At 73.0% G+C, this 26,233-nt stretch carries 24 protein-coding genes; 12 read left to right on the forward strand and 12 right to left on the reverse strand.

What is annotated here, in order from left to right; translation table 11 throughout:
* Window positions 1-12 precede the first annotated feature (12 nt).
* The 5 genes from ACFZCY_RS24515 (at window position 13) to ACFZCY_RS24535 (ending at window position 5,826) form a co-directional block, all read left to right on the forward strand.
* Window positions 13-741: a methyltransferase domain-containing protein gene (locus tag ACFZCY_RS24515; protein WP_391177026.1), complete on the forward strand. Its 729-nt coding sequence runs from the start codon at window positions 13-15 to the stop codon at window positions 739-741.
* A gap of 55 nt (window positions 742-796) precedes the next feature.
* Window positions 797-1,630, forward strand: coding sequence for a M55 family metallopeptidase (locus ACFZCY_RS24520; RefSeq protein WP_391177029.1), 834 nt, complete (start codon window positions 797-799; stop codon window positions 1,628-1,630).
* Window positions 1,623-2,978, forward strand: coding sequence for a M20/M25/M40 family metallo-hydrolase (locus ACFZCY_RS24525; RefSeq protein ID WP_391177032.1), 1,356 nt, complete (start codon window positions 1,623-1,625; stop codon window positions 2,976-2,978). Before ACFZCY_RS24520 ends, ACFZCY_RS24525 begins: the two co-directional genes overlap by 8 nt.
* Before the next feature lie 16 nt (window positions 2,979-2,994).
* Window positions 2,995-4,998, forward strand: a complete 2,004-nt coding sequence (locus tag ACFZCY_RS24530) for a prolyl oligopeptidase family serine peptidase (RefSeq protein WP_391177236.1) — start codon at window positions 2,995-2,997, stop codon at window positions 4,996-4,998.
* 102 nt (window positions 4,999-5,100) lie between these two features.
* A complete protein-coding gene (locus ACFZCY_RS24535) occupies window positions 5,101-5,826 on the forward strand; it encodes a 4'-phosphopantetheinyl transferase superfamily protein (RefSeq protein WP_391177035.1) in 726 nt (241 codons plus the stop codon).
* 25 nt (window positions 5,827-5,851) lie between these two features.
* On the opposite strand, the gene ACFZCY_RS24540 is transcribed toward ACFZCY_RS24535, so the two are convergent.
* Window positions 5,852-7,216, reverse strand: a complete 1,365-nt coding sequence (locus tag ACFZCY_RS24540) for an MFS transporter (RefSeq protein WP_391177038.1) — start codon at window positions 7,214-7,216, stop codon at window positions 5,852-5,854.
* Window positions 7,217-7,468: 252 nt separating this feature from the next.
* Here ACFZCY_RS24540 and ACFZCY_RS24545 point away from each other — a divergent pair, with 252 nt between their 5' ends.
* Entirely contained in the window at window positions 7,469-8,011 is a 543-nt protein-coding gene (locus ACFZCY_RS24545; protein WP_391177041.1) for a GNAT family N-acetyltransferase, read from the forward strand.
* Between the two features lie 61 nt (window positions 8,012-8,072).
* On the opposite strand, the gene ACFZCY_RS24550 is transcribed toward ACFZCY_RS24545, so the two are convergent.
* The 5 genes from ACFZCY_RS24550 to ACFZCY_RS24570 form a co-directional block, all read right to left on the reverse strand.
* The gene (locus tag ACFZCY_RS24550) at window positions 8,073-8,426 is read right to left on the reverse strand and encodes a VOC family protein (RefSeq protein ID WP_391177044.1); all 354 of its coding nucleotides are present in this window, start codon (window positions 8,424-8,426) and stop codon (window positions 8,073-8,075) included.
* A gap of 32 nt (window positions 8,427-8,458) precedes the next feature.
* Window positions 8,459-9,271, reverse strand: coding sequence for a methyltransferase domain-containing protein (locus ACFZCY_RS24555; protein ID WP_391177047.1), 813 nt, complete (start codon window positions 9,269-9,271; stop codon window positions 8,459-8,461).
* A gap of 173 nt (window positions 9,272-9,444) precedes the next feature.
* On the reverse strand, window positions 9,445-9,825 hold the full coding sequence (locus ACFZCY_RS24560; protein ID WP_391177050.1) for a CBS domain-containing protein: 381 nt from the start codon (window positions 9,823-9,825) through the stop codon (window positions 9,445-9,447).
* Between the two features lie 42 nt (window positions 9,826-9,867).
* Window positions 9,868-10,251, reverse strand: coding sequence for a DUF2795 domain-containing protein (locus ACFZCY_RS24565; protein ID WP_391177053.1), 384 nt, complete (start codon window positions 10,249-10,251; stop codon window positions 9,868-9,870).
* A gap of 59 nt (window positions 10,252-10,310) precedes the next feature.
* On the reverse strand, window positions 10,311-11,483 hold the full coding sequence (locus ACFZCY_RS24570) for a Vms1/Ankzf1 family peptidyl-tRNA hydrolase (RefSeq protein WP_391177055.1): 1,173 nt from the start codon (window positions 11,481-11,483) through the stop codon (window positions 10,311-10,313).
* 228 nt (window positions 11,484-11,711) lie between these two features.
* Here ACFZCY_RS24570 and ACFZCY_RS24575 point away from each other — a divergent pair, with 228 nt between their 5' ends.
* Complete coding sequence (locus ACFZCY_RS24575) at window positions 11,712-12,317, forward strand: TIGR03086 family metal-binding protein (RefSeq protein ID WP_391177058.1); 606 nt, start codon at window positions 11,712-11,714, stop codon at window positions 12,315-12,317.
* Window positions 12,318-12,709: 392 nt separating this feature from the next.
* Here ACFZCY_RS24575 and ACFZCY_RS24580 read toward each other — a convergent pair whose 3' ends face one another.
* The 5 genes from ACFZCY_RS24580 to ACFZCY_RS24600 form a co-directional block, all read right to left on the reverse strand.
* The gene (locus ACFZCY_RS24580) at window positions 12,710-14,815 is read right to left on the reverse strand and encodes a catalase (RefSeq protein ID WP_391177061.1); all 2,106 of its coding nucleotides are present in this window, start codon (window positions 14,813-14,815) and stop codon (window positions 12,710-12,712) included.
* Window positions 14,815-15,387 (reverse strand): DJ-1/PfpI/YhbO family deglycase/protease, encoded by a 573-nt coding sequence (locus ACFZCY_RS24585; protein ID WP_391177239.1) that lies wholly within the window; start codon window positions 15,385-15,387, stop codon window positions 14,815-14,817. The genes ACFZCY_RS24580 and ACFZCY_RS24585 overlap by 1 nt, the downstream gene beginning before the upstream one ends.
* 96 nt (window positions 15,388-15,483) lie before the next feature.
* Window positions 15,484-16,575 (reverse strand): enolase C-terminal domain-like protein, encoded by a 1,092-nt coding sequence (locus ACFZCY_RS24590; RefSeq protein WP_391177063.1) that lies wholly within the window; start codon window positions 16,573-16,575, stop codon window positions 15,484-15,486.
* Between the two features lie 13 nt (window positions 16,576-16,588).
* Window positions 16,589-18,421: a thiamine pyrophosphate-requiring protein gene (locus ACFZCY_RS24595; protein WP_391177066.1), complete on the reverse strand. Its 1,833-nt coding sequence runs from the start codon at window positions 18,419-18,421 to the stop codon at window positions 16,589-16,591.
* Window positions 18,422-18,508: 87 nt separating this feature from the next.
* Complete coding sequence (locus tag ACFZCY_RS24600; RefSeq protein WP_391177069.1) at window positions 18,509-19,474, reverse strand: TIGR03557 family F420-dependent LLM class oxidoreductase; 966 nt, start codon at window positions 19,472-19,474, stop codon at window positions 18,509-18,511.
* A gap of 234 nt (window positions 19,475-19,708) precedes the next feature.
* Here ACFZCY_RS24600 and ACFZCY_RS24605 point away from each other — a divergent pair, with 234 nt between their 5' ends.
* A complete protein-coding gene (locus tag ACFZCY_RS24605) occupies window positions 19,709-20,557 on the forward strand; it encodes a SigB/SigF/SigG family RNA polymerase sigma factor (protein WP_391177072.1) in 849 nt (282 codons plus the stop codon).
* A 23-nt stretch (window positions 20,558-20,580) separates the two neighbouring features.
* Here the strand turns inward: ACFZCY_RS24605 and ACFZCY_RS24610 are convergent, their stop codons facing one another.
* Window positions 20,581-21,804 (reverse strand): PAS domain-containing protein, encoded by a 1,224-nt coding sequence (locus ACFZCY_RS24610; protein ID WP_391177076.1) that lies wholly within the window; start codon window positions 21,802-21,804, stop codon window positions 20,581-20,583.
* A 115-nt stretch (window positions 21,805-21,919) separates the two neighbouring features.
* Here ACFZCY_RS24610 and ACFZCY_RS24615 point away from each other — a divergent pair, with 115 nt between their 5' ends.
* The 4 genes from ACFZCY_RS24615 (at window position 21,920) to ACFZCY_RS24630 (ending at window position 26,228) form a co-directional block, all read left to right on the forward strand.
* Complete coding sequence (locus ACFZCY_RS24615) at window positions 21,920-22,666, forward strand: ANTAR domain-containing protein (protein ID WP_391177079.1); 747 nt, start codon at window positions 21,920-21,922, stop codon at window positions 22,664-22,666.
* 84 nt (window positions 22,667-22,750) lie between these two features.
* Window positions 22,751-23,971 (forward strand): aminotransferase class I/II-fold pyridoxal phosphate-dependent enzyme, encoded by a 1,221-nt coding sequence (locus tag ACFZCY_RS24620; RefSeq protein ID WP_391177082.1) that lies wholly within the window; start codon window positions 22,751-22,753, stop codon window positions 23,969-23,971.
* A 28-nt stretch (window positions 23,972-23,999) separates the two neighbouring features.
* Window positions 24,000-25,079 carry an MBL fold metallo-hydrolase gene (locus ACFZCY_RS24625; RefSeq protein WP_391177085.1) on the forward strand — a complete coding sequence of 360 codons (1,080 nt, stop codon included), beginning with the start codon at window positions 24,000-24,002 and terminating at the stop codon, window positions 25,077-25,079.
* A gap of 72 nt (window positions 25,080-25,151) precedes the next feature.
* Window positions 25,152-26,228 carry a right-handed parallel beta-helix repeat-containing protein gene (locus ACFZCY_RS24630; RefSeq protein ID WP_391177087.1) on the forward strand — a complete coding sequence of 359 codons (1,077 nt, stop codon included), beginning with the start codon at window positions 25,152-25,154 and terminating at the stop codon, window positions 26,226-26,228.
* The last annotated feature ends 5 nt before the right edge of the window (window positions 26,229-26,233 follow it).

The following is a 26,233-nucleotide window of genomic DNA, read 5'->3' on the forward strand; positions in this document are numbered from 1 at the left end:
TGGGGAGCGGCGATGAGCGTGTCGGAGAGCTACCGGGAGAACTGGGAGAGCTACTGGCGGGGCACCTCGGACGCCCCCGGCGAGGCCATCTGGGACGCCGACCCGGCGCTGAGCGCCGCCCGGGACGTCGACCGCTTGGCCCCGCACGCCGACCTCTCCCTCCCCATCGTCGACCTGGGCTGCGGAAACGGCACCCAGACCCGCTATCTGGCCACCCGCTTCGGCCGCGCCCTGGGCGTCGACCTGTCCCATGCGGCGGTTGCGCACGCGCGGCGCGCCGATCCGGCGGGGACCGCCGAGTTCCGGCAGCTGAGCCTCACCGACCCGGCGGCCGTGCGTGAGCTGCGCGAGGATCTCGGTGACGTCAACGTCTATATGCGCGCCGTCATCCACCAGAGTGACGCCCCCGACCGCCGTCCCGTCGCCGAGGCGGTGGCCACCCTGATCGGCCGCCGTGGCCGGGGCTTCGTCACGGAGCTGACGGAGGAGTCCAAGGCGACGCTGGCCCGGCTGGCCGAGAGCCCCGGCGGCCCGCCGCTGAAGCTCCGCCGCGTCTTCGACCACGGCCTCAAGCCGGCCGACGCGGGGAACGCCGAGGTGCCGGACCTGCTGGCGGAGGCGGGTCTGCGGATCCTGGCCGAGGGCCCCACGGCCCTGGCCCAGACGGAGCAATGGGCCGACGGTTCACGGGTGGAGCTACCCGCCCGGTGGTTCGTGGTGGCCGGTGTCGCGGCGGGCTAGAGGGGTTATCCACAGGGGTGGTTCGGTCCCCGTGCAGCGCGTAACGTAACGAACCATGAAGATCCTCATCAGCGCCGACATGGAGGGTGCCACCGGCGTGACCTGGCCGGGTGACGTACTGCCCGGCACTCCGCAGTGGGAGCGCTTCCGGCATCCGTTCACCTCGGATGTGAACGCGGCGGTGCAGGGGTTCTTCGACGGCGGCGCCGATGAGGTGCTCATCAACGAGGCGCACTGGTCCATGCGCAACCTGCTGCTGGAGAAGCTGGACCAGCGGGCGCAGATGATCACCGGGCGGCACAAGACGCTGAGCATGGTCGAGGGGGTGCAGCACGGCGATGTGGACGGGGTGGCGTTCATCGGCTACCACACCGGCGCGGGCACCGAGGGCGTGCTCGCCCACACCTACCTCCCCAACTCCGTGACCGGCGTCTGGGCGAACGGCGCCCGGGCGAGTGAGGGCCTGCTCAACGCCCTCGTGGTCGCCGAATACGGCGTACCGGTGGTGCTGGTCACCGGCGACGACAAGACCTGCGAGGACGCCAAGGGCTATGCGCCGGACGCCCGGTGTGTCGCCGTCAAGGACTACGTCTCGCGGTATGCGGCTGTGTGCCGCACCCCCGCCCGCACCGCCGCGGACATCCGGGAGGCGGCGCGGGAGGCCACCGAGCTGGCGGTGCGCCACGAACCCCCGCACCGGGGGCCGTTCACGATCGAGCTGGAATTCGACGCCGAGCATCTGGTGGGGGCGGCGAGCGTCGTACCGGGCGTGGAGCGCAGCGGCGAGCGGCGCGTCGCCTACACCTCACCGACCATGTACGAGGGGATCCGCTGCTTCAAGGCGGTCACGACGGTCGTATCGGCCGCGGTGGAGGAGCAATATGGCTGACACGGCCCGTCCGGAGGCGAACGACGCGATAGACGCCCAGGCCCTGGAGGAGGTGGTGCGGTTCACCTCCGAGCTGATCGCCATCGACACCACCAACCGCGGCGGCGGGGAGTGCTCGGAGCGCCCGGCCGCCGAGTACGTGGCGGAGATGCTCAGCGACGTGGACATCGACCCCACGCTGCTGGAGCGGTCGCCGGGGCGCACCAATGTGGTCGCCCGGATCGAGGGCACCGATCCGGCCGCGCCCGCGCTGCTCGTCCACGGCCATCTGGACGTGGTGCCCGCCGAGCCCGCCGACTGGACCGTGCACCCCTTCTCCGGTGAGGTGCGCGACGGGGTGGTGTGGGGCCGGGGCGCCATCGACATGAAGAACATGGACGCGATGGTCCTCGCGGTCGTCCGGGCCTGGGCCCGGGCCGGGGCGCGGCCCCGCCGGGACATCGTGCTGGCCTTCACCGCCGACGAGGAGGACAGCGCCGCCTGGGGCTCCGGCTACCTCGCCGACCAGCACCCGGAGCTGTTCGAGGGCTGCACCGAGGGCATCAGCGAATCCGGCGCCTTCACCTTCCACGCCGGGCCCGGGCTGCGGCTCTACCCCATCGCGGCGGGGGAGCGCGGCACGGCCTGGCTGAAGCTCACCGCGCACGGCCGGGCCGGACACGGCTCGAAGGTCAACCGGGCCAACGCGGTCAGCCGGCTGGCCGCCGCCATCGCCCGCATCGGCGACCACCGCTGGCCGGTCCGGCTGACGCCCACCGTCAAGGCTGCGCTCACCGAGATCGCCGCGCTCCAGGACATCCCGGCCGACGTGGACGCGCCCGGCTTCGACGTCGACGAACTGCTCGCCAAGCTGGGCCCGGCCGCAGCCCTCATCGAGCCGACCGTGCGCAACAGCGCCAACCCGACGGTCCTGGAGGCCGGTTACAAGATCAATGTGATTCCCGGCAGCGCCACCGCCTATGTCGACGGGCGGATGCTGCCCGGCGGCGAGGACGAGTTCCGGGACACCCTCGACCGGCTCACCGGCCCGGACGTCGACTGGGAGTTCCACCACCGCGAGGTCCCGCTGCAGGCCCCGGTCGGGCCCGAGGCGCCCACGTACGAGGCGATGCGCGCCGCCGTCCAGCGCTTCGACCCGGGCGGCCACGCCGTGCCGTACTGCATGTCGGGCGGCACCGACGCCAAGCAGTTCTCCCGGCTCGGCATCCGCGGGTACGGCTTCTCGCCGCTGCGGCTGCCCGAGGGCTTCGACTACCAGGCGCTCTACCACGGTGTGGACGAGCGGGTGCCGGTCGACGCCCTGCACTTCGGCGTCCGGGTGCTCGACCACTTCCTGCGGAGGGCGTGAGCCGGTGGTGCAGCAGCTGACGGTCACGGCCCCGTACGGGACCTGGCCCTCCCCGGTCGACGCCGCCCTCGCCGCCTCGTACGACGGCCACCCCGAGTACCTGGGCACCGTCGGGCCCGAGGTGTGGTGGACCGCGCCCCGCCCCGCCGAGGGCGGCCGCCGCGCGCTGATCCGGCTGCGGGCCGACGGCACCGAGGAGCCGGTGCTGCCCCCGCCGTGGAACGCGCGCAGCAAGGTCATGGGGTACGGCGGCACCCCCTGGGCCGCCGTGCCGCGCCCGGCCGGCGGCCCGCTGGTGGTGTTCGTCCACTTCGCCGACCAGCGGCTGTACGCGTATGAGCCGGACGCCCCTGCGGGCGCCCCGCCGCGCCCGCTGACCCCGGTGTCGGAGGTGGGCGAGGGCCTGCGCTGGGCGGACCTCCGGCTCCACCCGGACCGCGGCGAGGTGTGGTGCGTCCTGGAGGAGTTCACCGGCGAGCGGCCGACCGACGTACGGCGCGTGATCGCCGCCGTACCGCTGGACGGCTCGGCCGCCGAGGACCGCACGGCGGTGCGCGAACTCACCGACGCCCGTCACGACTTCGTCACCGGCCCCCGGCTCGCACCGGACGGCGGCCGCGTCGCGTGGATCGCCTGGGACCACCCGCGGATGCCGTGGGACGGCACGGTGGTGATGGTCGCCGAGGTGGCGGACGACGGCCCGTTCACCGGGGTGCGGCCGCTCGTGGGAGACACCGATGAATCGGTGGCGCAGGCCGAGTGGGCGGCCGACGGCTCCTTGCTGTTCGTCTCGGACCTCGGCGGCTGGTGGAATCTGGACCGGATCGACCCCGCCACGGCGGGCGGGGACGTCATCGCGAGCAGCACCCTGTGCCCCCGCCGGGAGGAGTTCGGGGGGCCGTTGTGGAAGCTCGGGCACCGCTGGTTCGCGCCGCTGGACGGTGGGCTGATCGCCGTGCTGCACGGGCGGGGCGCCCAGACGCTCGGGATCCTCGACCCCGAGACCGGTGAGCTGGCCGATGTGGCCGGGCCGTGGACCGAGTGGGAGCCGACGCTCGCCGTGGACGGCACCCGGGTCGTCGGCGTCGCCGCGAGCCCGAGCAGCGGGCACGAGGTCGTGGAGCTGGACACCCGCACCGGCCGCGCCCGCGTCATCGGCAGCGCCCACACCGACCCCGTCGACCCCGCGTACTACCCGCGGCCGCGGGTCCGCACCTTCACCGGCGCGGACGGCCGCGAGATCCACGCCCACCTCTACCCGCCCCACAACCCCGGCCACACCGCGCCGCCCGGCGAACTGCCGCCCTACGTGGTGTGGGCGCACGGCGGGCCCACCGGGCGGGCCCCGCTCGTCCTCGATCTGCAGATCGCGTACTTCACCTCGCGCGGCATCGGCGTGGTCGAGGTCAACTACGGCGGGTCCACCGGTTACGGCCGCGCCTATCGCGACCGGCTGCGCGAGCGGTGGGGCGTGGCCGACGTCGAGGACTGCGCCGCCGTCGCCGCGGCGCTCGCCGACGAGGGCGTCGCCGACCGGTCCCGGCTGGCGATCCGCGGGGGCAGCGCGGGCGGCTGGACGGCGGCGGTGTCGCTCACCGCCACCGGGCTGTACGCGTGCGGCACGGTCATCTACCCGATCCTCGACCCCGCCGCCTGGGCCACCGGCGAGACCCATGACTTCGAATCCCGGTACGCCGAATCGCTGATCGGCCCGGTCGCCGAGGTCCCGGACCGCTACCGGGAGCGTTCGCCGCTGCACCGGGCCGACCGGATCACCGCGCCGTTCCTGCTGCTCCAGGGGCTGGAGGACACGATCTGCCCGCCCGCGCAGTGCGAGCGGTTCCTGGCGGCGATGGCGGGGCGCGGGGTGCCGCACGCGTATCTCACCTTCGAGGGCGAGGGCCACGGCTTCCGCCGCGCCGACACCATGGTCCGCGCCCTGGAGGCCGAACTGGCCCTGTACGCCGAGGTTTTCGGCCTCCCGGAGGCCGGGGTGCCGGCGCTGGAGCTGCGGAGATGAGCGCCCTGCGCGGCATCGGCCGTGGGGGAGCGGTAGCGTGAGCGCCAGCGCCACGATCCGGCATGCGAGCTGTTTCGCCATCATTCGTTCTGGAGGAGCCAGTTGACCACCGCACGGGCCCCGCGCCTCGTCGGCCGTGAGCCGCTGCCCACCGCCCTGGCCGGTGGATGGCCGCAGGGCGGCGAGCCCGAGACCTGGCTGCTCAGCGTCTCGTCGTATACCGCCGGTCTGGACGCCGCCGCACCTGGCAAGATCCTCGACGCCGAGGAGCTGGAGCGGGCCGGGAGGTTCCTGCGTGCCGAGGACCGGGAGCGGTACACGGCGGCCCATATGGGGCTGCGGCAGCTGCTCGGCGGCTATCTGGGCGTGGACCCGGCCGGGGTTCCGTTCACCCGGGAGTCCTGCCCCGGCTGCGGCGGTCCGCACGGCCGCCCCGCAGTGGTCGGCGCCCCGCTCCACTTCAATATGTCGCACGCCGGTGACCTGGTGCTCTTCGCCTTCGCCGGGACTCCGGTCGGGGCCGATGTGGAGAAGCTGCAGCCGTCTTCCGTGGTGGATCAGGTGGCCCAGAGCCTGCACCCCAGGGAGCGCGCCGAGCTGGACGCGCTCCCGGAGGCGGACCGGCCCGCCGCCTTCGGTCGCTGCTGGACGCGCAAGGAGGCGTATCTCAAGGGCATCGGCACCGGGTTGTCCCAGGACCCGGCGCAGGACTACGTCGGCACCGGCCGGGAGCCGGTGCCGGTGGGCCCGTGGGCGCTGATCGACGTCCCCGTGGAGTCCGGTTACGCGGCGGCCATGGCCCTGCGCGGCCCCGGCCGGGCCGGATAGCCCGGGCCGGGGTCACCCCGGAGGGTCAGGTCGCGGAGGGCGCGGGCGCCGGGGCGGGGGTCTCGGTGCCGGCACCGGCCCCGGTCCCGGCCGCCGGGCGGCGCAGCAGGTAGACCCCGATGACGGCGACCAGGGAGGCGGCGGAGAGCGAGTAGAGCCCGCCGTTGGTGCTGCCCGTGGTCTCCTCCAGGTAGCCGAAGAGGGTCGGGGCGACGAACCCTCCCAGGTTGCCGAGGGAGTTGATCACGGCGAGCCCGGAGGCCGTGACCTTGAGGTCGAGGCTGGACTGGGCCAGCGGCCAGAAGAGGTTGGCGCCGCACTTGCTGCCGACGGCGGCCAGGGTGAGGGCCGCGAGCCCGAACCACGGGGAGCCGAGCGTGGCGAGGAAGGTGCCGACGGCCGAGAGCACCAGCACGATGGCGAGGTAGGGGCGCCGGTCCGGCATGCGGTCGGTGTAGCGGCTCATGGTGTACATGGCGATGACCGCGCAGATCCACGGGATGGCCGAGAGCAGGCCGATCTGGAAGGGCGACAGCCCGCCGATGTCGTCGACCAGGCTCGGCAGCCAGAAGGTGATGGCGTAGCCGGTCAGCGCCATGGCGAAGAAGACGAGGGTGAGCAGCGCGACCTGCGGGTGGAGCACCAGACGCCACCGGGACACCTTGGGTTCGCGGCTGCGGGTCTCACGGTCGCGTTCGATCGCCGCGGTGAGGGCCGTACGCTCCTCGGGCTTGAGCCAGCGGGCGTCGTTGATCCGGGAGACGAGGAAGAACGCGGCGACGAGGCCCACCGCGATAGAGATGGCGCCTTCCATGGCGAACATCCAGCGCCAGCCCGCGAAGCCGCCGATGCCGTGCATTTCGAGGAACGCGCCGCTGATCGGGCCGGTGACGATGTACGCGGTCGCGGAGCCGCCGAGGAAGATGGCGCTGGCCTTGCCCCGGTAGGAGTCGGGCAGCCAGGTGGTCATGTAGTACATGACGCCCGGGAAGAACCCCGCCTCCGCGATGCCGAGCAGGAAGCGCAGCACGTAGAAGGAGGTGGCGCCGTGCATGAAGCACATGGCGAGCGTCACCGCTCCCCAGCTGATCATGATGCGGGTGAGCCAGACGCGGGCGCCGAAGCGCTCCATGAGCATGTTGCTCGGCACTTCGAAGATGGCGTAGCTGATGAAGAACAGCCCGGCGCCCAAGCCGTAGGCGGCGGCGCCGACTCCGATGTCGGCACTGAGGTCGTCCTGGACGAACCCGACGTTGGTGCGGTCCATCTGGTTGACGACCAGCATCAACACCAGCATCGGCATGACGCGCCGCAAGAACTTGCTCACCGCCCGGTCGACCAGCTCCGGGGCGGGCGCCGCGTCCTGGCCGGGGGGACCCTGCTGTGCCATGGTGCTCTCCTGGCGATATGTTCATCCCTGTGAACAGTCAACGAGTGGTGCGCAGGACCATACGGTTCTGCATGCACTCGGTCAATGGCCTGTGAAGCACTTATTCCGCAGCGCTGACCTGGTGTTGAGGTCTCGCGAGGGCCCGAAAAGCCAAGAGAGTCCTTCGCGCAGCGCGTTCATGAATGTGACCTGATGGGTCTGGCGCCATCGAAGGCGGTGGCGGAGGACGGGCCTCCGTACCATCATTGGCCAATGCCTGATCATGCATATCTCGCCGAGGGAACCCGCGCGGCCATCCGGCCCCATCGGCGTGAGGACGGCCCCGAATTCGTCCGGCTCGCGCGGCAGAGCGCCTCTTTCCATCGCCCCTGGCTGACCATGCCCACGACCGACGAGGTCTACGAGGGCTTCATCGCCCAGCTGGAGCGGGGGGACCGGCACGGCTACCTGGTCTGCGTACGGGAGACCGGTGCGATCGCCGGATTCATCAACATCAACAACATCGTGCGCGGCGCGTTCCAGTGCGGTTCGATCGGCTACGGCGCGTTCTCGCCCGCCGCCGGGCGCGGCTATATGTCCGAGGGGCTGGAGCTGGTGCTGCGGCAGGCCTTCGGGCCGCTCGGGCTGCACCGGATCGAGGTCAACATCCAGCCCGGCAACGAGGCGTCGACCGCGCTCGTCAAGCGGCTCGGCTTCCGGCTGGAGGGCTTCTCGCCCGACTTCCTCTACATCGAGGGCGCGTGGCGCGACCACGACCGCTGGGCCATGACCAGCGACATGCTGGGGCCCGCGTAATCACCCGGTCGGCGGGGAGCGCCGGGGGAGGCGCCCCCGCCGGCCGGTCGGGGGTGTGCTGTCAGGCGCCGGGATTGCGGTCCACGTACTCGAAGATCGAACCGTCCGGGTGACGGGCCACCAGCATGCGTCCGGTGGGGGCGGGGATCGGGCCCGCGACGATCTGCGCGCCGACCGCCGTCAGGTCGGAGATCGCCTCGTCCACGTCCTTCACCGCGATCGTCGCCGTGATCTTGCGGAGGATCGCCATCTCCGACTCCGGGCCGCTCATCAGGAAGAAGCAGCCGACCGCCGCGACCGAGACGCCGCCGCGCTGGAAGCGGGACGCCTCGGCGCCGGTGAGCCGTTCGTAGACGCTGATGGCGGAGTCCAGATCGTCGACGCAGACCCGCAGTGAAGTCCCCATGATGTCCATGCGGGCGAGCCTAGTTGAACCTCAGTCGCACGTCAGACGCGGCACAGCAGCTCACCGTGGAGGACGGCGAACCAGCCGTCGTCCCGGCTGCCCCACTCGCGCCAGGCGTCCGCGATGCCCCGCAGCTCCGCCTCCGTGGCATGGCCGCCCTCCACCGCGCGCCGGGCGTACGAGGACGCGACCGTACGGTCCGCCCACAGCCCGCTCCACCACGCCCGCTCCTCGGGGGTGGCGTAGCACCACGCGCCGGCGGTGGAGGTGATGTCGGCGCCGTCGAAGCCCGCCTCCAGGGCCCAGGACCGCAGCCGGCGCCCCGCGTCCGGCTCGCCCCCGTTGGCCCGCGCGACCCGGCGGTAGAGGTCCAGCCAGGTGTCCATCCCGGGCACCTGTGGATGCCAGGTCATCGCGGCGTAGTCGCTGTCGCGGACCGCGACGATGCCGCCCGGTTCGCACACCCGCCGCATCTCGCGCAGCGCCCGCACCGGGTCGCCGACGTGCTGGAGCACCTGGTGGGCGTGGACGACGCGGAAGGAGTCGTCGGGGAAGTCCAGATCGTGGACGTCGGCGACCGCGAAGCGGAGATTGGCCAGCCCGCGCTCGTCGGCCGTCCGCGCCGCCCGCTCCAGGACGGCGGGCTCCGCGTCGACGCCGACGACCTCGCCCCGGGGCACCAGCTCGGCCAGGTCGGCGGTGATGGTGCCGGGGCCGCAGCCGATGTCCAGGATTCGCATATGGGGCTTCAGGTGCCCGGTCAGATAGGCCGCGGAGTTGGCGGCCGTGCGCCAGGTGTGCGAGCGCAGCACCGACTCGTGGTGCCCGTGGGTGTAGACGGCGTCGTTCGGCATGACGGAACTCCTCATCGAGTCGACCGCGGTCGGAAGCGATCACCACCGTACGCCGCCATCTCGCATGACGAGAAGAGTTGTCTTGCTATATGGACGATGGGGAAGCGTGAAAGAGGGCGGCGGGAACCGGCAACCGCCGCTCTCCGCCGCCCTCTTGGCGTCCGGTCCCACCTTCAGGTGGGTGCCCGTCCCCGCTCCAGATCCCGCATGCTCACCACGCCCACCGGGCGGCCCGCCCGGACCACCGGCAGCCGCCGCACCTCATGCCGTCGCATCAGCGCGGCCGCCTCGGCGATCTCCTGGTCGGGGCCGATGGTCACCGGGTCCGGGGTGCACACCAGATGGCAGCTGACCGCCAGCGGATCGACGCCGTCCGCGACCGCGCGCAGCGTGATGTCGCGGTCGGTGAGCACGCCCAGCAGCTCACCGTGGAGCGCCACGAACACCCCGCCGATGTCCTGCGCGCGCATCAGCTGCGCCGCTTCCACCAGCGAGGCATCGGGACGCACCGAGGTGACCGTGGGCGTCATGACGTCTTTCACGTACTGAGGCATCTCGCTCGCCTTCTCCGGGATCCTGCGTGGGACGGGCGGACCCTACGCCTGGGGGCGCAGGCCCAGCGCGGAGACCACCTCCTGCACGGTGCGGAACGTCTCGTGGGCGGGCAGCTCCTGGGCCAGGGCGATCAGCCGGTCCGGCGCGTGCCGCTCGTGCAGCACGCGCAGCACGGCGCTCCGTTCCGCCGGGAACGTGGTACGGCCCAGATGGCGGGCGAACTCGAAGCGGAGCGTCTCCGCCTCACCGATCGCCCCCGGCGACGGCACCGGACCGGTCGTCACCTCCGGGTCGTCGTCGGCGGCGGGCTCCGGGTCGTGCCACTCCTCGACCCGGGTCGGATGGCCGGAACGGATCAGGCCCTGAAGCTCCTGCTTCATCTCCTCGTCCCGGTGAACGCTCAGCCGGTTGCTGCCTCGCTGCATGTCGGTCCCCTTCCTTCACGGGTCCGTTGTGCTCGTGGGATGGTCATGTCCCCGAGATCTCACTGCGTCGCGCCGCCCTCGTACGGCCAGCGCAGCAGTGCGCCCAGGCCCCCGACCGGGGCGCCGTTCGCCTCCTCCCCGCCGCTGCCCGGCGGCACCGTCAGCACCTCGGCGCCGGTGGCCGCGGCCGAGCGGATCAGCGCGTCGTCCGCGCGCACCGCGACGGGCCGGCCGTCGCCCAGGTACTGCAGGTCGGTACGGCGCATCGCCACCTGGTCCGGCTCGGCCCCCGCCCATACCTCGCGGTACAGGTCGGTGCCGTCCGGCCGGATCAGCAGCGTGCCGATGCGGTGCTCACGCGCCGCGTCGACCAGCGCCGGAACGCCTTCCGCCGCCGTCACGCGGCCGTCCGCGGGCACGCGGCCGGCCTGGAACCGCTCCATCGCCTCCTCGGTGTGGTCGTGCACGTGCCGGGCCCGCACCTCGTCCACGTCGCGGTCCAGCAGGCGGGCGGCGTGCGTGCCGGGCGAGGCCGAACCGGCGGCCCGGCCGCCGTGCGCGCTCTCCGCCGCCCTGGAACGCAGCTGCTCCGGCAGCCGGTCGTGAACGGCGCGCCGCTCGCGCGCGTCCCCCACCAGCAGCACCAGATCGGCCTGCGTCTCCTCCTGGCGGGCCCGCAGCTCGTCCGCGATCAGCCCCGCGTTGTGCTCCCAGGTGTTCTCCGTGCGCAGCTGGAAATGGCGCTCCGACCAGTCGGCCGACGCGGTGCGGTGCACCGGCCACTGCTGCCCGGTCACCTGCCCCACGTCCCTCTCGCCGCGCGCGCCGCGCAGCTCGAAGTCCGCGCCCGTGCGGTCGATGTACGCCACCAGGCAGGACGGATCGTCCCCCGCCAGCTCCATCAGCGGCCCCACATGCGGCAGCGCCGACCAGCACGCGTGCGGCGCGCCCTGGGGCGGCGCCGTCAGCGACGGGTCGAGCACCACCTCGCCGCGCGAGGCGAAGACGGCCCGGCCCACCGGCTCGGTGGCCGGTGTCACCGTCATCAGCTCGTCGTACACCGCACGGCACGTGCGCGCGTCGGCGCCCTGCTGCTCCAGTCGGCGGCATGCCTCGCGGGCGGAGCGTTCGTGCTCCTCGGCCGCGGACTGGTCGGGGTGCGAGGTGTCGACGTAGACGGTTGCCCAGGGGCCTGGGCGTTCGAACAGCGGATTCAGAAATCCGAGTCGCATGTACTCCCTCCCGGCGGTCCGGGTGTTTCGTGCCTCCCGCGTACCCGTCACCACGGCATCGACACGGATTCTTACGGGAGGTTTGAGGCCCCTGGGCCAGGGGACCCGGCGTGTGGCCGAGCGGCCCGCAGGGAGAGTGAGGGCGGCGCCGGGCACGGGAGATCAGGGGCCCGTGCCCGGCGCCTCTGCGTGTTTGTTAACCCCTCCGCGCGCGGGTACCCGGCGCGCATGACTGACACCTCCGCGAATCCGACCCCGGCCGCGGACAATCCGCTGCTGGCCAGACACGGTGAGGCGCTGGACCTGTTCACCGAGCGGGTGCACGCCGTACGGCCCGACCAGTGGGACGACCCCACGCCCTGCACCGAATGGACCGTGCGGGACCTGGTGAACCACCTCGCGGTCGAGCAGATGTGGGTCCCGGCGCTGCTCCGCGAGGGCGCGAGCCCCGGCGGCGAGGACGAGGTCCTGTCCGGCGACCAGCTCGGCGACGACCCCATCGCCACCTGGGACGCGGTCGCCGCCGTCGCCCGTACGGCCTTCCACGAGCCGGGCGCCCTGGAACGCACCGTAGCCCTCTCCTACGGCGCGAGCCCCGCCACGGAGTACTGCGCCCAGATGACCGCCGACGCGACGGTCCACGCGTGGGATCTGGCCCGGGCCATCGGCGCCGACGAACGGCTCCCCAAGCCGCTGGTCGACTTCTCCGTACGGGAGGTCGCGCCGTACGCGGCGGACCTGGAGAAGAGCGGCCTCTTCGCGGCCCCGGTGGACCCGCCACCGAACGCCGACGCCCAAACGAAACTCCTGGCCCTGCTGGGCCGCGAACCGTAGCCAACCGGGGCTCCGCCCCGGACCCCGCCGGGCCGAGGCCCCGCGCCGGCGGTCGCCCAGGGGCCGGCGGCTCGCCCCCGGGGCGGCGCAGCGGTGCCCACGGGCCGGTGGGGGCTCGCCCCTGGACCTGTTGCGCAGCGATCCGGCCGGCGCCCGCGCCGGCCTCGGCGGAGGCCGGCGCGGGCCACAGCTGCCCCTCCCCCCCGGGTCCGGGGCGGCGGCTCGCCCCCGGTACCTGTTGCGCGCGGGCGCCACCCGGCATGGGCGCCGGGCGCAGCCCACCGCTGCCCCTCGAGTCCGGGGCAGCGCCCCGGTTTCGGGAAGGGGCGGGGTAGGGGAGAGACCGGCCCTGCACCCCGTGGCGGGGGCAGGGCCGGCGCGGTGGTGTGTGGTCAGGGGCGGGCCGGGGGGCGGGTCCAGTGGCGGTGGGCGGCTATCGCTTCGGCGAAGGCGCGGGTGAACTCCTCGCTCGCCGTACCCGTCGTCGTATCGGTGACCACGCCCCGGTCGGCACAGACCTGGCCGTGGGCGGCGGACAGGTGCAGCCCGTCGGGGTTGAGGGCGGTGAGGAGGCCGACGCCGGAGCCCAGGGCGCCGATCGGCTTGCCGTGCCGGTAGGCGTCGCGGACGAAGCGCATGGCGGCTTCGTCGGAGGCCAGGTCGGGGGTGCCGGGGGGACCGCCGGGCAGCAGGACGGCGTCGTACAGGACGGAGGCGACGGTCGGCAGGGCGCGGTCGACCGCGTAACCGTTGCCGTCGCTGCCGCGCACCTTGCCGTCGTGCGCCGCGAGCGCTTCGACGACGGCGCCCTCGGCGGTCAGCGCCTCCTGGGCCCGGGTGAGCTGTTCGACGTCCACGCCGTCCGTGACGAGCACCGCGACGGTGCGGGTGCGGATGGAGTGGTCGCCGCCCAGGTTGTCCAGGCTGAGGGCGGGGGAGGCGACGGGTTTGTGGTTGTCGGGGCCCGGGGCGGGGTTGGCGATGCCGATGCCCTCGGCGACCGCGGTGGCCAGGCCGTAGTCGATGTGGGCCAGCTCGCCGACCGTACGCTCCCGCACCCGCACCGCGCCGACCTTGCCCAGCTCGAAGCGGAAGGCGTCGACGATGTGCTTGCGCTCCCAGTCGCTCATGCTGTTCCAGAACATGGCGGCCTGGCTGTAGAAGTCCTTGAAGCTGGGGCTGCGCTTGCGGATCTTGTCGCCGTCGACGCGCTCCGCGTAGTGGGTGTAGGCGTAGCCGTCCGCCCCGGCGAGGGCGGGGCAGCCGCCGCCCAGCGAGTTGGGGGAGTAGTTCGTCCCGGTGTGGATCGTGCTCTGGTGGTAGCCGTCGCGCTGGTTGGTGCGGACGGGGGCGACGGGCTGGTTGACCGGGAGGTGGGCGAAGTTGGGGCCGCCGAGCCGGATCAGCTGCGTGTCCAGGTAGGAGAAGTTACGGGCCTGGAGCAGCGGGTCGTTGGTGAAGTCGATGCCGGGGACGACGTTGGCGGTGTGGAAGGCGACCTGTTCGGTCTCGGCGAAGAAGTTGTGCGGGTTGCGGTCCAGGACCATGCGGCCGATGGGCCGTACCGGCACCTGCTCCTCCGGGATGAGCTTCGTGGCGTCGAGCAGGTCGAAGTCGAAGTTGAACTCGTCCTCCTCCGGCACCAGTTGCACACCCAGCTCCCACTCCGGGTACTCGCCCGCCTCGATGGCGTCCCACAGGTCGCGCCGGTTGAAGTCGGGGTCCCGGCCCTGGCACTCCTGGGCCTCGTCCCACACCAGGGAGTGGACGCCGAGCTTGGGCTTCCAGTGGAACTTCACGAACGTGCCCTTGCCGTTCGCGTTCACGAACCGGAAGGTGTGCACGCCGAAGCCCTGCATCATCCGGTAGCTGCGCGGGATCGCCCGGTCCGACATCAGCCACATCATCATGTGCAGGGTCTCGGGCTGGAGGGAGACGAAGTCCCACAGGGTGTCGTGCGCGGAGGCACCCGTCGGGATGTCGTTGTGCGGTTCGGGTTTGACCGCGTGCACGAAGTCGGGGAACTTGATGCCGTCCTGGATGAAGAAGACCGGCATGTTGTTGCCGACCAGGTCGTAGTTCCCCTCCGAGGTGTAGAACTTGGTGGCGAAGCCGCGTACGTCGCGCACCGTGTCGGCCGAGCCGCGCGGCCCCTGCACGGTGGAGAACCGTACGAACACGGGGGTGCGGACGGACGGGTCCTGGAGGAAGGCGGCCTTGGTGAACTCCGCGCAGGACTCGTACGGCTCGAAGAACCCGTAGGCGCCCGCGCCGCGCGCGTGCACCACCCGCTCCGGGATCCGCTCGTGGTCGAAGTGGGTGAGCTTCTCGCGGAAGTGGAAGTCCTCCATCAGCGTGGGGCCGCGCTCGCCCGCCGCGAGCGAGTCGTCGGTGTGGTCGACCGCCACCCCCTGGTCGGTGGTCAGCGGCCCTTCGGCGGGGTCGGGGGCCCGGTGCGCCTCGCGCTGCCGCTCCTTGCGGTCCGGCTGCTCGGTCATCACGCCGCTCCCTTCCGCGCCGAGCCCGTGGCTCCGGCGGCCTTCGCGAACTCGTCCACAAAGGCCTCGTCGAACGCCTTGAGGTCGTCCGGCTTACGGCTGGTGATCAGGACATTGGGACCGCCGTCGCAGATCTTGACCTGCTCGTCCACCCAGACACCGCCCGCGTTGGTGATGTCGGTGCGCAGGCTGGGCCACGAGGTGAGGGTGCGGCCGCGTACGACGTCGGCCTCGACCAGCGTCCAGGGCGCGTGGCAGATCGCGGCGACCGGCTTGCCCGCGTCGAAGAAGCCCTTGACGAAGGCGACGGCCCGCTTGTCCAGGCGCAGGAAGTCGGGGTTGGCGACCCCGCCGGGCAGCACCAGGCCGTCGTACTCCTCCACGGTCGCGTCCTTCACCGTCTGGTCGACCTCGAAGGTGTCCGCCTTGTCGAGGTGGTGGAACCCCTGGACGCGGCCGGACGCGGTGGACACCAGCCGGGGCGTGCCGCCCGCGTCGCGGACCGCCTGCCAGGGATCGGTGAGTTCGACCTGCTCAATGCCTTCGGGGGCGACGAGAAAGGCGACCTTCATCGCGTTCACGTCCTTTCCGGTGTCATCCGTCATCCGTAGAGTCATGTCATCCGTCGTCGGCCCGGCGGGTAGCCAGCAGGACCGTGCCGAAACCGTTCACAGCACCCGGTACGGCGTCGCCGTTTCGTGGCGGAAGGACATGCCGTGTCCCGGCGCGCCGCTCACCCCGGGCCGCACCGAGCCGCCGGTGGGGTCGAGGGCGCCGGTGAAGAGGGTGGACTCGATGCGGGCGTGGTCGTGAAACCACTCCAGGTGGCGCACGTTCGGTACGCACGCGGCCGCGTGCGCGTGGGCGTGCGGCGCGCAGTGCGCGGAGATCTCCAGCCCCGTGGCCTCGGCGAGGGCGGCGGCGCGCAGCCAGACGGTGAGCCCGCCGCAGCGGGTGGCGTCGGCCTGCAGACAGTCCACGACCGGCGCCATCCGCGCGAAGTACGGCAGCATGTAGCCGTACTCGCCCGCCGCGACATCGCAGACCACCAGGTCGCGCACGACTCGCAGGCCCTCCAGGTCGTCGGAGGAGACCGGCTCCTCGAACCAGCCCACCCCGTGCTCGGCGAGCGCGTGGCCCATGCGCACCGCCTGCTTGCGGTTGTACCCGCCGTTGGCGTCCACGTACAGCTCGGCGTGCGGGCCGATCGCGTCGCGCGCGTGGCCCACCCGGGCGAGGTCGCGTTCGACGGCCCGGCCCCACGCCTCACCGATCTTGATCTTGACGCGTTCGATGCCCTGGCCGTGCACCCAGCCGGTCAGCTGGGTGGCCAGATGGGTGTCGTGGTACGTGGTGAAGCCGCCGGAGCCGTAGACCGGCACGGTGTCGTGCACCGCGCCGATCAGCTGCGGCAGCGGCAGCTCCAGCAGCCGGGCCTTGAGGTCCCACAGGGCGATGTCCACCGCGGAGATCGCGCAGGACACCAGCCCCGGCCGCCCCGCGTTGCGCACGGCCTGGCCCATGGCCTCGTTCGTCCCCGCGACGTCCATGGGGGAGCGGCCCAGGACATGGCCGCGCAGCAGGTCGCAGACCACCGACCCGGCGTCGGCCGGTGCGTAGGTCCAGCCGAGGCCGGTGGTCGTCCCGCTGCGCGCCTCGACCACCACGACGGTGGTCTCGTCCCAGGCGAGGGTGGCGTCCGCCTCGGGGGCGTCGGTCGGCACCGTGTAGGCCGTGACGTCCAGCCGCTCGATCTTCACGAGATGCCTGCGCTCACGCGTCGCCGCCGTCGGCCTTCTTGGCCCGGTGCGGCTCCCGGTGCGACCGGTGCGGGAGGTACTCCTGCATCTTCGCCTTCAGCCCCTGGCGCACCATGCCGGTGCGGTCCGGGTCGCCCTTGACCATGGATCCGAGCGTGGCCTCCATCTGCTCCCACGTCGCGTGCGGCGGGATCGGCGGCACGGCCGGGTCGGTCAGGAACTCGACGCACACCGGGCCGTCCGCGCCCAGCGCCTCGCGCCACGCCGGCTCGACCTGTTCGGGCTTCTCCACCCGGATGCCCTTCAGGCCGAGCGATTCGGCGAACCGCGCCGAGGACACGTCGGGGATCTCCTGCGAGGGCAGGAACTGGGGCGCGCCGCCCATCGCCCGCATCTCCCAGGTCACCTGGTTGAGGTCCTGGTTGTTCCAGACGCCGATGATCAGCCGCGGATCGTCCCACGCGTGGCGGTACTTGGCCGCGGTGATCAGCTCCGCCATGCCGTTCATCTGCATCGCGCCGTCCCCGACGAGGGCCACCACGGGCCGGTCCGGCTGCGCGAACTTGGCGCCGATCGCGTACGGCACACCGCTGCCCATGGTGGCCAGCGTGCCGGACAGCGAGCCGCGCATCCGGCCGCGCATCCGCACATGGCGGGCGTACCAGTTGGCGACGGAGCCGGAGTCGCAGGTGAGGATGGCGTCGTCGGGGAGCAGCGGGTTCAGGCAGTGGGCCACGTACTCGGGGTTGATGGGGTCGGCGGAGACCTCGGCGCGCTGCTCCATCACCTCGTGCCAGCGCCGTACGCCCGCGGTGATCTCTTCCTGCCAGTCGCGGGCCTCCTTGCGGCGCAGCATCGGCAGCAGCCGCAGCAGCGTCTCGCGCGCGTCCCCGACGAGGTTGACCTCGTACGGGTAGCGCATCCCGATCATGTGCGGGTCGAGGTCGACCTGCACGGCCCGGACCTTGCCGAACTCCGGCAGGAACTGGGTGTACGGGAAGCTGGAGCCGATCGTCAGCAGGGTGTCGCAGTCGCGCATCAGCTCGTAGGAGGGGCGGGTGCCCAGCAGCCCGATGGGCCCGGTGACATACGGCAGGTCGTCGCTCAGCACGTCCAGCCCGAGGAGCGCCTTGGCGATGCCCGCGCCGAGCGTGTCGGCCACCTGCCGCACCTCGGCGCGCGCCCCGGCGGCGCCCTGGCCGACCAGGATGGCGACCCGGTCGCCCGCGTTCAGCACCTCGGCGGCGCGCTCCAGGGAGCGGCTGGAGGGCACCGCGGACCAGCCGCTGCGGTCCAGGCTGGAGGGCACCATCTTGAAGTCGTGGGTGGGCGGGGAGTAGTCCAGCTCCTGGACGTCCGCCGGGATGATCACGGCGGTGGGGGCGCGCCGGGCGTAGGCGGTGCGGATGGCCCGGTCCAGGACGTTCGGCAGCTGCTCGGGGACGGTCACGGTCTCCAGGAAGTCGGAGGCGACGTCCTTGTACAGGCTGTGCAGGTCGACTTCCTGCTGGTACGAACCGCCCATCGCGCTGCGGTGGGTCTGGCCGACCAGCGCCACCACCGGGACGTGGTCCAGCTTGGCGTCGTACAGCCCGTTCAGCAGGTGGATGGCGCCCGGCCCCGAGGTCGCCGTGCAGACGCCGAGCCGCCCGCTGAACTTGGCGTAGCCGACGGCCTGGAACGCGGCCATCTCCTCGTGCCGGGCCTGGATGAACCGGGGTTCGTTCTCCGCCCGGCCCCAGGCGGCGAGCAGGCCGTTGATGCCGTCGCCCGGGTACCCGTAGACGTGCTCGACGCCCCACTCGCGCAGCCGGGCGAGGACGTAGTCGGCGACTTTGGTGGTCATGGCGCTCACTCACTCCTGTGGGGGTGGCTCGGGGTGCGTCGGATTGCCCGGGGCGGAACCGCGAGGGCCCGGGAACGCCCGGCGGGCTCAACCGGCCAGCTGCGGCAGCACCTTGGTGCGGTAGAAGTCGAAGAAGCCGCGCTGGTCGGGGCCGATCTGGTTGACGTAGACGGTGTCGAACCCGGCCTCGGCGTAGGCGGACAGCGCGCCGATGTGCGCGTCGATGTCGTCGCCGCAGGTCACCCTCCGCGCCATCCGCTCGGGCGTGACGAGTTCGGCGGCCTGCTCGAAGTGGGCCGGGGTGGGCAGTGTCGTCAGCAGCTGGCCGGGCAGCGACTCGACCGCCCACAGCCGGTGTGCGGTGCGCAGCGCCTCGTCGGCGTCCGGGCCCCAGCACACCTTCAGGCCGCCGCGTACGGGCTTGTGGTTGCCGCTCGCGCCGCTGCCGCGCCGGAACCGCTCCACCAGCTCCGCGTCGGGGCCCATGGTGATGAAGCCGTCGCCGACCCGCCCGGCCAGCGCGCAGGCGGACTCGCCGAACGCGGCGATGTCGATGGGCACCGGCTCGTCGGGGACCGTGAACAGCCGGGCGTTCTCCACCGTGTAGTGCTTTCCGTGGTGGTTGACCCGGCGCCCCTCGAACAGCTGGCGCATCACCATCACGGCCTCTTCCAGCATCTCCAGCCGGATCGGGGCCGGGGGCCAGCGGTCGCCCAGCACATGCTCGTTCAGGGCCTCACCGCTGCCCACGCCCAGCCGGAACCGGCCGCCCAGCAGCACCGCGCTGGTGGCGGCCGCCTGGGCGACGATGGCGGGGTGCATGCGGAACGTCGGGCAGGTGACGGCGGTCTGCACGGGCAGCGAAGTGGCCTGCGCCAGGGCGCCGATCACCGACCAGACGAACGAACTCTGGCCCTGCGCCTCGTTCCAGGGGTGGTAGTGGTCGGAGATCCACAGCGAGGTGAACCCGGCCTGTTCCGCCATCCGCGCCTGCTCGATCAGCTCGGCGGGACCGTGTTCCTCGGCGGCCAGGAAGTAGCCGTACTCGGTCATCGGACCCTCCTTGTGCGCGGATGCGGTGAAACGGGTAACCGGCGCGCAGGGAAGAAAACACAGCGGGAAACCTTGTTTGGCAGGGTCTCGGACGGGCACGCGACCTTTAGTGCTTCGGACCGGAGGCACGCCACAGGAGCAGGACAACTGCGACAGGCGTGTCCCAAGTGGTCGCCTCTTTTGTCCGATTTGCTCCCACGGTGCCATACGATAGCCCAAGGGAGGCGCGGCCGCATGACAGCCGTACGAGCACAGCCCCGCCAGACGCACACCCGGGAGACGCACACCCGGCAGGTGCGTTCCCGCAAGCACCGGCATTCGCACGACGACGCCCCCGACACCGCCGCCCAGTTCCGCCGTATCTCCGCCATGCCGGAGGGCCCGTCGAAGGAAGCCCTGCGCCAGGACGTCGTCCGGGCCTGGATGCCGATGGCCGAGCGGCTGGCCGGACAGTTCCGCAACCGCGGCGAGTCCGCGGACGATCTGCGTCAGGTGGCCATGCTCGGCCTGGTCAAGGCCGTCAAGCGCTACGACCCGGACCACGGCACCGCCTTCGAGAGCTACGCCGTGCCGACGGTGGTCGGCGAGGTCAAGCGCCACTTCCGGGATCACCTGTGGGGCCTGCACGTCCCGCGCCGGGTCCAGGAACTGCGCAACCGGGTCCGTACGGCGGTCCAGGAGCTGAACCGCTCCCCGGACTCCCGCACCCCGAGCGTCGCCGACATCGCCGAGCACACCGGGCTGAGCGAGGAGGACGTCCGGGCGGGCATGGAGGCGCTGGAGAGCTACAGCCCCCTGTCACTGGACGCCGAACTGCGCGGCGCCGAGGACGGATACGCGCTCATCGACACCCTCGGCTCACCGGAGCCCTCCTACGACCGCGTCATCCAGCGCGAGGCGCTCAAGCCGTGCCTGCGCGCCCTGCCCGAACGCGAACGGCGCATCCTGTACCTGCGCTTCTTCTGCGACGAGACGCAGGGCCGCATCGCCGACCGGCTGGGCATCTCCCAGATGCACGTGTCCCGGCTGATCAGCCGCACTTGTGAGCGCCTGGGCGAGGAAGTCAACGCGCAGGCCGCCTAGCCCAAGCCCACCCGACACCCGCCCTAGCCCTCCGCCGCCCCCGCCTCTCGGACCCGGGGGCGGCTGAGGGCCAGGGCGATGTGGCGGGAGACGCGGTCCGCCGCGCCCGCCTCCGCCATCTCGAACGGGCTCCGGCCGGCCGTACGGAACAGCGTGAGCGCGCCGAGGACCGGGGCCGTGGGCGAGACCCGCAGCGGGATGCACAGCAGCGAGACGACCTCCTCCCGGACCAGCACGGGCGCGCCCGTGGCGTCCCGGCCGAAGGCGTTCGCGTCCGGCGGGCTCACCCGCAGGGCCGCCACCCCGTCGTCCAGCGCGTCGGCCACCAGCGGGCAGCCGGCCGGATCCTGCCCGGCCAGCGACGCGGTCCGCTCACCGGCCGCCTCCGGCGGGCCGAGCGCCACCATCCGGCGCGGCGCGCCGGTGCCGTCCGTGGCCACGTCGGCGATCACCCAGTCCGCGAACCGGCCGTGCAGCAGCTCCGCCGCCCGCCCCAGCACCTCCTCCGGCCCGCTGCCCTCGAGGGTCGCCCCCAGCAGCGCCGTCGCCATGTCGTCGACCAGATCCAGCAGCTCGGCGTGGCGCGTCACCTCGGCCAGATCCGGTTGCGCGGCGGCCGTCCCGTCCACCGTGTCCTTCCCGGCGGTCCTGGGCACCGGGAGGGTGACCGAGGAGGTGGCCGCCGTGCCGCGGTCCGGCTGGAAGGCGGCCAGCACCGCTGGGTGCGGCTCGCCCGGTGGCCGCAGGGCCGCCAGCGTCACCCGCAGGGCGCCGTCCGGCCCGGGCTGCGACAGGTGCACGGTCAGACTGCGCCCGCCCTCCCCACGCGCCACCGCCGCGACCTGCGACCGCAGCGCCGCCTGCCCGTCGCGGCGCAGCGACGACGTCAGCGGGCGGCCGGTGGCGTATCCGGCGCGGGTGTTGAACAGCTGGGTCGCGGCGAAGTTCATACGCCGGACGACGGACTCCCGGTCCAGCAAGACGACGGGAATGGGCAGTCGCTGGAACAGAGCGCGCAAAAGCTGCTGTTCATGGGGGTCGGACCGGCCTCCCGGGGGGACGCGGCTGGCCGCGGCCAGCTCCTCGTACCGCGGCCACAGCACGTCGACCACGTGCTGAAGCTCGAAAAGAGCGGCGTCCAGCAGGGACAGCCGCTCCTGCGAGGGCAGTGCCCTCGCCGTTCGCAATTCATCGACACGTCTGCGGAAATCCGTGAGTTCCGCACCAAAATCCTGCGCCCGGGACATGCGCATACGTTAGCCGGACCGGCAGCGGGGCACTGGTCCGGTGTTGTTTTCCGCGCAAGCCAGCGGGAAGCCGACCGAAAGGGACCCTCACGGAAGGAAAGGACCGGAGCCGGCGATGCCCGAACGCCCGTACAGCCGTCCGCAGTGCCAGCCCGACACCCCGTCGCTCGGACGGGGCCTGGCGGAGCTGGCGGAACAGGCCGCCTCGTGCACCCCGGCCAGCTGCGGGGCGACCGCCACGGCGCTCCTGCCGCAGGACGCGCCCGTCGACGCGGAGGACGACCGGACGACCGCCGCCACCCACCCCGATCTGTCGGCGCTGGTGTCGGTGCAGATGATGTCGGGTGAGGGTCCGATCCTGGCCGCCCTGGACACCGGCCGCCCGACGGGCGCCGACGATCTGCTGCACGATCTGCGCTGGCCGCGCTACCGGGCCCGGGCACTGGACGCGGGGGTGCGGTCCAGCGCGACGCTGCCGTTCGAATGCGACGGGCTGACGGTGACGATCTCCCTCTACGGCCTGCGGCCCGGCCCCCTGGAGAAGGCGGCTCAGGGCGCCACCGAGCTGCTGGGCGACCTCACCACCGAGAGCCTGGCCCGGGACCGCCTCTACCGCGCCGCCCTCGCCCAGGTGGACCAGCTGGACGCGGCGCTGCGGTCGCGCCCCGTGGTCGACCAGGCGTGCGGGATCGTGATGTACGTGCTGGGCTGCGACGCCGACCGCGCCTTCGACCTGCTGCGCCGGACCTCGCAGCGGACCAACCGCAAGCTGGTGAGCCTGGCCGAGACGGTCGTCCGGACCCGCGGCCGCGGCATGGAGCGCCGGCTGATGGCACTGGACCAGGACGGCGGCTCCGCCTGACCGCCCGGGTGTCGTCCCACGCCGCCACCACCGCCGATCTGCGAAGGTGGACAGCGTCGGCACACACACGAAAGGTGTGGACGAATGCAACGGCAGTGGACCGCACCGGCGCCGGCCGAGCGGGACGACGGCGGGCTGCCGGTCCTCCCGGAGCTGGCCGCGTGCTTCGCGGCGGCCGCGGACCGGGGCGCGCCGGAGCCGGTCGGCGGCTCCGCCGACCTGCGCACGGCCGCCTGCGGCTACTGGTCGCGGCGCGGGCTGTGGACCGACCCCGCGCATGTCGTGGCCGCCCCCGGCGCCGAGCCGCTGCTGCTCGCGCTGCTCGCCTCGGCCCCCGGCGGCGACGTCCTGCTGCCCCGCCCCTGCGCCGCCTGGTACGAGCCTCTGGTGCGGCTGGTGGACCGGCGCGGCCACCACGCCCCGGTGCCGGCCGAGTGCGGCGGGCTGCCCGATCCGTTCGCGCTGCTGGAGACCGTCCGCCGGGTCCGGGCCGAGGGCGGGGTGCCGCGCATCCTGCTGCTGTCCGTCGCCGACGACCCGACCGGCACCGTGGCCCCGCCCGAGCTGCTGCACGAGGTGTGCGAGGCGGCGGTGGCCGAGGGGCTGCTGATCGTGAGCGACGAGACGTGGCGGGACACGGTGCACCATCCGCACGGCACGGTGCTGCTGAGCCCCGCCGAGATGGCACCCGAGGACGTGGTCGTGCTCACCGACCTCGCGGGCGCCCTCACCCCGGTCGGCTGGCCCGCCGCGGTGGCCCGGTTCCCGGCCACCGAGCGCGGCGCGGAGCTGCGCGCCCGGGTGCTGTCCATGCTCACCGCCGTACGGGCCGGGCTGCCCGCGGCCGTCTCGGTGGCCGCCGGGTACGCGCTGACCGAGCCCGAGCCGGTCCGCCGCCGGATGGCGGCCGCCGCCCGCGCGCACGGGGCGGTGGCGGCCGCGGCGTACCGGGCGCTGACCGCCGTCGGCGCGCTCTGCCGCCCGCCGCAGGCCGGCCGCCAGCTGTACGCGGACCTCGACGAGCTGCGCGGGGTGCTCGCCGCCCGCTCCCTCACCGATTCGGTGGAGCTGGAGCGCTACCTCGCCGGGCGGCTCGGCCCGGCGGTGGCCGGCGGCCACCGGTTCGGCGACCCGCCGCACACCCTGCGGGTCCGGCTGGCGACGCTGCCGCTGCTCGGGGCGTCGGACGAGCTGCGGCTCGCCGCGCTGGCCGCCCCGGACCCGCTGGAACTTCCCTCTGTGGCAGGGAAGTTGGCCGCCTTCGAAAGGGTATTCGGTGACCTCGTCCGGGCCGGGGCGCCATGACCGGCCCACCGCGAAGGGAGCGCACCCCATGACCGACCAGGCCGAACCCACCGAGGCGGGCGAGGGCCGCGGCCTGCCCTTTGCGCCGCGGCCGCCCCGTGCGGGACATCCGTCGTCCGTCGCGCCCCCGCCGCTGTCCGCGCCCCGTCCGCTCGGCGAGGTCCGCACCTGGCCGCGGTCGTTCCTCCACCGGCTCACCTCCCCGCTGCCCGGGGTGCGCGCCCTCGCCCGGCTGGCCCGCGAGGGGCGGCTGCGGCCGCCGGCGGAGACGCTGCACCAGATCCCGGACCTCCCCTTCGCGCCGGGCCCGCTGCCGCAGGCCGGCCCCGGGCAGGTGGCGCTGACCTGGGCCGGGCACGCCGGCTTTGTGCTGCGGATCGGTGGGCTGACCGTGCTCACCGACCCGGTCTGGTCCCGCAGGATCCTCGGCACCCCGGCCCGGGTCACCCCGCCCGGGGTGCGCTGGGAGGATCTGCCGCCCGTCGACGCGGTGGTCATCAGCCACAACCACTACGACCACCTCGACGCGCCCACCCTCAAGCGGCTGCCCCGGGACACGCCGCTGTTCGTCCCGGCCGGGCTGGCCGGGTGGTTCCGGGCGCGCGGGTTCACCCGGGTGACCGAGCTGGACTGGTGGGAGGCGGCCGAACTGCCGGGCGAGAGCGGCCCGGTCCGCTTCGACTTCGTCCCCGCGCACCACTGGAGCAAGCGCACCCTGACCGACACCTGCCGCTCGCTGTGGGGCGGATGGGTCGTCACCGGGCCCGACGGGCAGCGGGTGTACTTCGCGGGCGACACCGGCTACGGCCACTGGTTCCAGGAGATCGGCCGCCGCTACCCGGGCATCGACCTGGCGCTGCTGCCGATCGGCGCGTACGAACCGCGCTGGATGCTGTGCCCGGTGCACACCGATCCCGAGGAGGCCGTACGGGCGTATCTGGACCTCGGGGCCCGGACGCTGGTCCCGATGCACTGGTCGACGTTCCTGCTCTCCGCCGAGCCGCCGCTGGAGCCGCTGCACCGGGTCCGCGCCGCCTTCGAGGCGACGGGCCGTCCCCGCGAGGAGCTGTGGGACCTGCCGGTCGGCGGCTCCCGGGTGCTGGAGTAGCGGCCAAAGGGCGTAGCGGACAAAAGGGGGAATAAGTGGCGAGTGATGCAACTCGCCCATAACTTCCTGTTCATGCGCACACGAAAGCTTCGCTACCTCGCGGGCCTCACGGCCGCCCTCGCCATCGAACTCACCCAGCTGCCGGGCGCCCACGCCGCCCCGGCACCCAGCGCGCCCACCGTGCACACCGTCAAGCCGGGCCAGTCGATCCAGGCCGCGGTCAATGCGGCCCGGCCCGGGGACACCATCCAGCTGCGGGCCGGTGTCTACCGGGAGAACGTGCAGATCACCAAGAGCCGGCTGACCCTGCGGGGCGTGGGCCGGACGACCGTCCTCACCGCGCCCGCCAAGGCGTCGGCCAACGCCTGCGGCAAGGCCGGGCACGGCGTCTGCGTCACCGGTACGGCCCAACACCCCGTCAGCAATGTCCGGATCCGCTCGCTGACCGTCAGCGGCTTCCCCAAGAACGGCATCTGGGGCTCCCGCACCGTCCGGATGGACGTGCGCGCCACCCTCGCCGAGAAGAACGGGCAGCAGGGCATCGGCCAGGAGCTGTCCACCCGCGGGGCCTTCCTCCGCAACGTCTCCCGCAACAACAAGGAATCGGGCATCTTCCTCGCCAACACCGTCGACGCCGAAGGTGGCGCCACCGACGCCAAGGGCACCCGGGTCGCCGAGAACCGGCTGTCCGGCAACCGGATCGGCGTCGTGGTGCGCCGGCTGCGGAACCTGACCGTCGAGCAGAACACCGCCACCGGCAACTGCGGCGGGGTGTTCGTCGTGGGCGACGAGTCCAAGCCGCGCGCCGGGGACCTGACGGTGGCCCACAACGCCGTCCACGAGAACAACGCCTACTGCGCGCCCAACGCCCGGCTGCCGTTCATCCAGGGCGCCGGCATCGTACTCACCGGCACCGAGGGCACCCGGGTGACCGGCAACCAGGTGCACAACAACGTCGGCACCTCGCCGATGTCCGGCGGGATCGTGCTGTTCAAGAGCGTCGTCGGCATCGCGAACAGCAAGAACGCCATCAGCCGCAATGTGCTCACCGGCAACAAGCCCGCCGACGTGGCCGACCGGGACAAGGGCCCCGGCAACACCTTCACCGGCAACGTCTGCACGCTGTCGGTGCCCACCGGCCGGTGCTGAGAGGC

The sequence above is a fragment of the Streptomyces sp. NPDC007983 genome (assembly GCF_042958345.1).
Taxonomy (GTDB): Bacteria; Actinomycetota; Actinomycetes; order Streptomycetales; family Streptomycetaceae; genus Streptomyces.

What these genes read in the sequence shown, in the direction of transcription:
- ACFZCY_RS24580 (WP_391177061.1), bottom strand. Translation starts at nt 14,815, where the DNA reads ATGACCGAGCAGCCGGACCGCAAGGAGCGGCAGCGCGAGGCGCACCGG.
- ACFZCY_RS24540 (WP_391177038.1), bottom strand. Translation starts at nt 7,216, where the DNA reads ATGGCACAGCAGGGTCCCCCCGGCCAGGACGCGGCGCCCGCCCCGGAG.
- ACFZCY_RS24555 (WP_391177047.1), bottom strand. Translation starts at nt 9,271, where the DNA reads ATGCCGAACGACGCCGTCTACACCCACGGGCACCACGAGTCGGTGCTG.
- ACFZCY_RS24570 (WP_391177055.1), bottom strand. Translation starts at nt 11,483, where the DNA reads ATGCGACTCGGATTTCTGAATCCGCTGTTCGAACGCCCAGGCCCCTGG.
- ACFZCY_RS24630 (WP_391177087.1), top strand. Translation starts at nt 25,152, where the DNA reads ATGCGCACACGAAAGCTTCGCTACCTCGCGGGCCTCACGGCCGCCCTC.
- ACFZCY_RS24620 (WP_391177082.1), top strand. Translation starts at nt 22,751, where the DNA reads ATGCAACGGCAGTGGACCGCACCGGCGCCGGCCGAGCGGGACGACGGC.
- ACFZCY_RS24560 (WP_391177050.1), bottom strand. Translation starts at nt 9,825, where the DNA reads ATGCCTCAGTACGTGAAAGACGTCATGACGCCCACGGTCACCTCGGTG.
- ACFZCY_RS24515 (WP_391177026.1), top strand. Translation starts at nt 13, where the DNA reads ATGAGCGTGTCGGAGAGCTACCGGGAGAACTGGGAGAGCTACTGGCGG.
- ACFZCY_RS24575 (WP_391177058.1), top strand. Translation starts at nt 11,712, where the DNA reads ATGACTGACACCTCCGCGAATCCGACCCCGGCCGCGGACAATCCGCTG.
- ACFZCY_RS24585 (WP_391177239.1), bottom strand. Translation starts at nt 15,387, where the DNA reads ATGAAGGTCGCCTTTCTCGTCGCCCCCGAAGGCATTGAGCAGGTCGAA.
- ACFZCY_RS24605 (WP_391177072.1), top strand. Translation starts at nt 19,709, where the DNA reads ATGACAGCCGTACGAGCACAGCCCCGCCAGACGCACACCCGGGAGACG.
- ACFZCY_RS24610 (WP_391177076.1), bottom strand. Translation starts at nt 21,804, where the DNA reads ATGTCCCGGGCGCAGGATTTTGGTGCGGAACTCACGGATTTCCGCAGA.
- ACFZCY_RS24545 (WP_391177041.1), top strand. Translation starts at nt 7,469, where the DNA reads ATGCCTGATCATGCATATCTCGCCGAGGGAACCCGCGCGGCCATCCGG.
- ACFZCY_RS24520 (WP_391177029.1), top strand. Translation starts at nt 797, where the DNA reads ATGAAGATCCTCATCAGCGCCGACATGGAGGGTGCCACCGGCGTGACC.
- ACFZCY_RS24615 (WP_391177079.1), top strand. Translation starts at nt 21,920, where the DNA reads ATGCCCGAACGCCCGTACAGCCGTCCGCAGTGCCAGCCCGACACCCCG.
- ACFZCY_RS24550 (WP_391177044.1), bottom strand. Translation starts at nt 8,426, where the DNA reads ATGGACATCATGGGGACTTCACTGCGGGTCTGCGTCGACGATCTGGAC.
- ACFZCY_RS24595 (WP_391177066.1), bottom strand. Translation starts at nt 18,421, where the DNA reads ATGACCACCAAAGTCGCCGACTACGTCCTCGCCCGGCTGCGCGAGTGG.
- ACFZCY_RS24625 (WP_391177085.1), top strand. Translation starts at nt 24,000, where the DNA reads ATGACCGACCAGGCCGAACCCACCGAGGCGGGCGAGGGCCGCGGCCTG.
- ACFZCY_RS24525 (WP_391177032.1), top strand. Translation starts at nt 1,623, where the DNA reads ATGGCTGACACGGCCCGTCCGGAGGCGAACGACGCGATAGACGCCCAG.
- ACFZCY_RS24600 (WP_391177069.1), bottom strand. Translation starts at nt 19,474, where the DNA reads ATGACCGAGTACGGCTACTTCCTGGCCGCCGAGGAACACGGTCCCGCC.
- ACFZCY_RS24565 (WP_391177053.1), bottom strand. Translation starts at nt 10,251, where the DNA reads ATGCAGCGAGGCAGCAACCGGCTGAGCGTTCACCGGGACGAGGAGATG.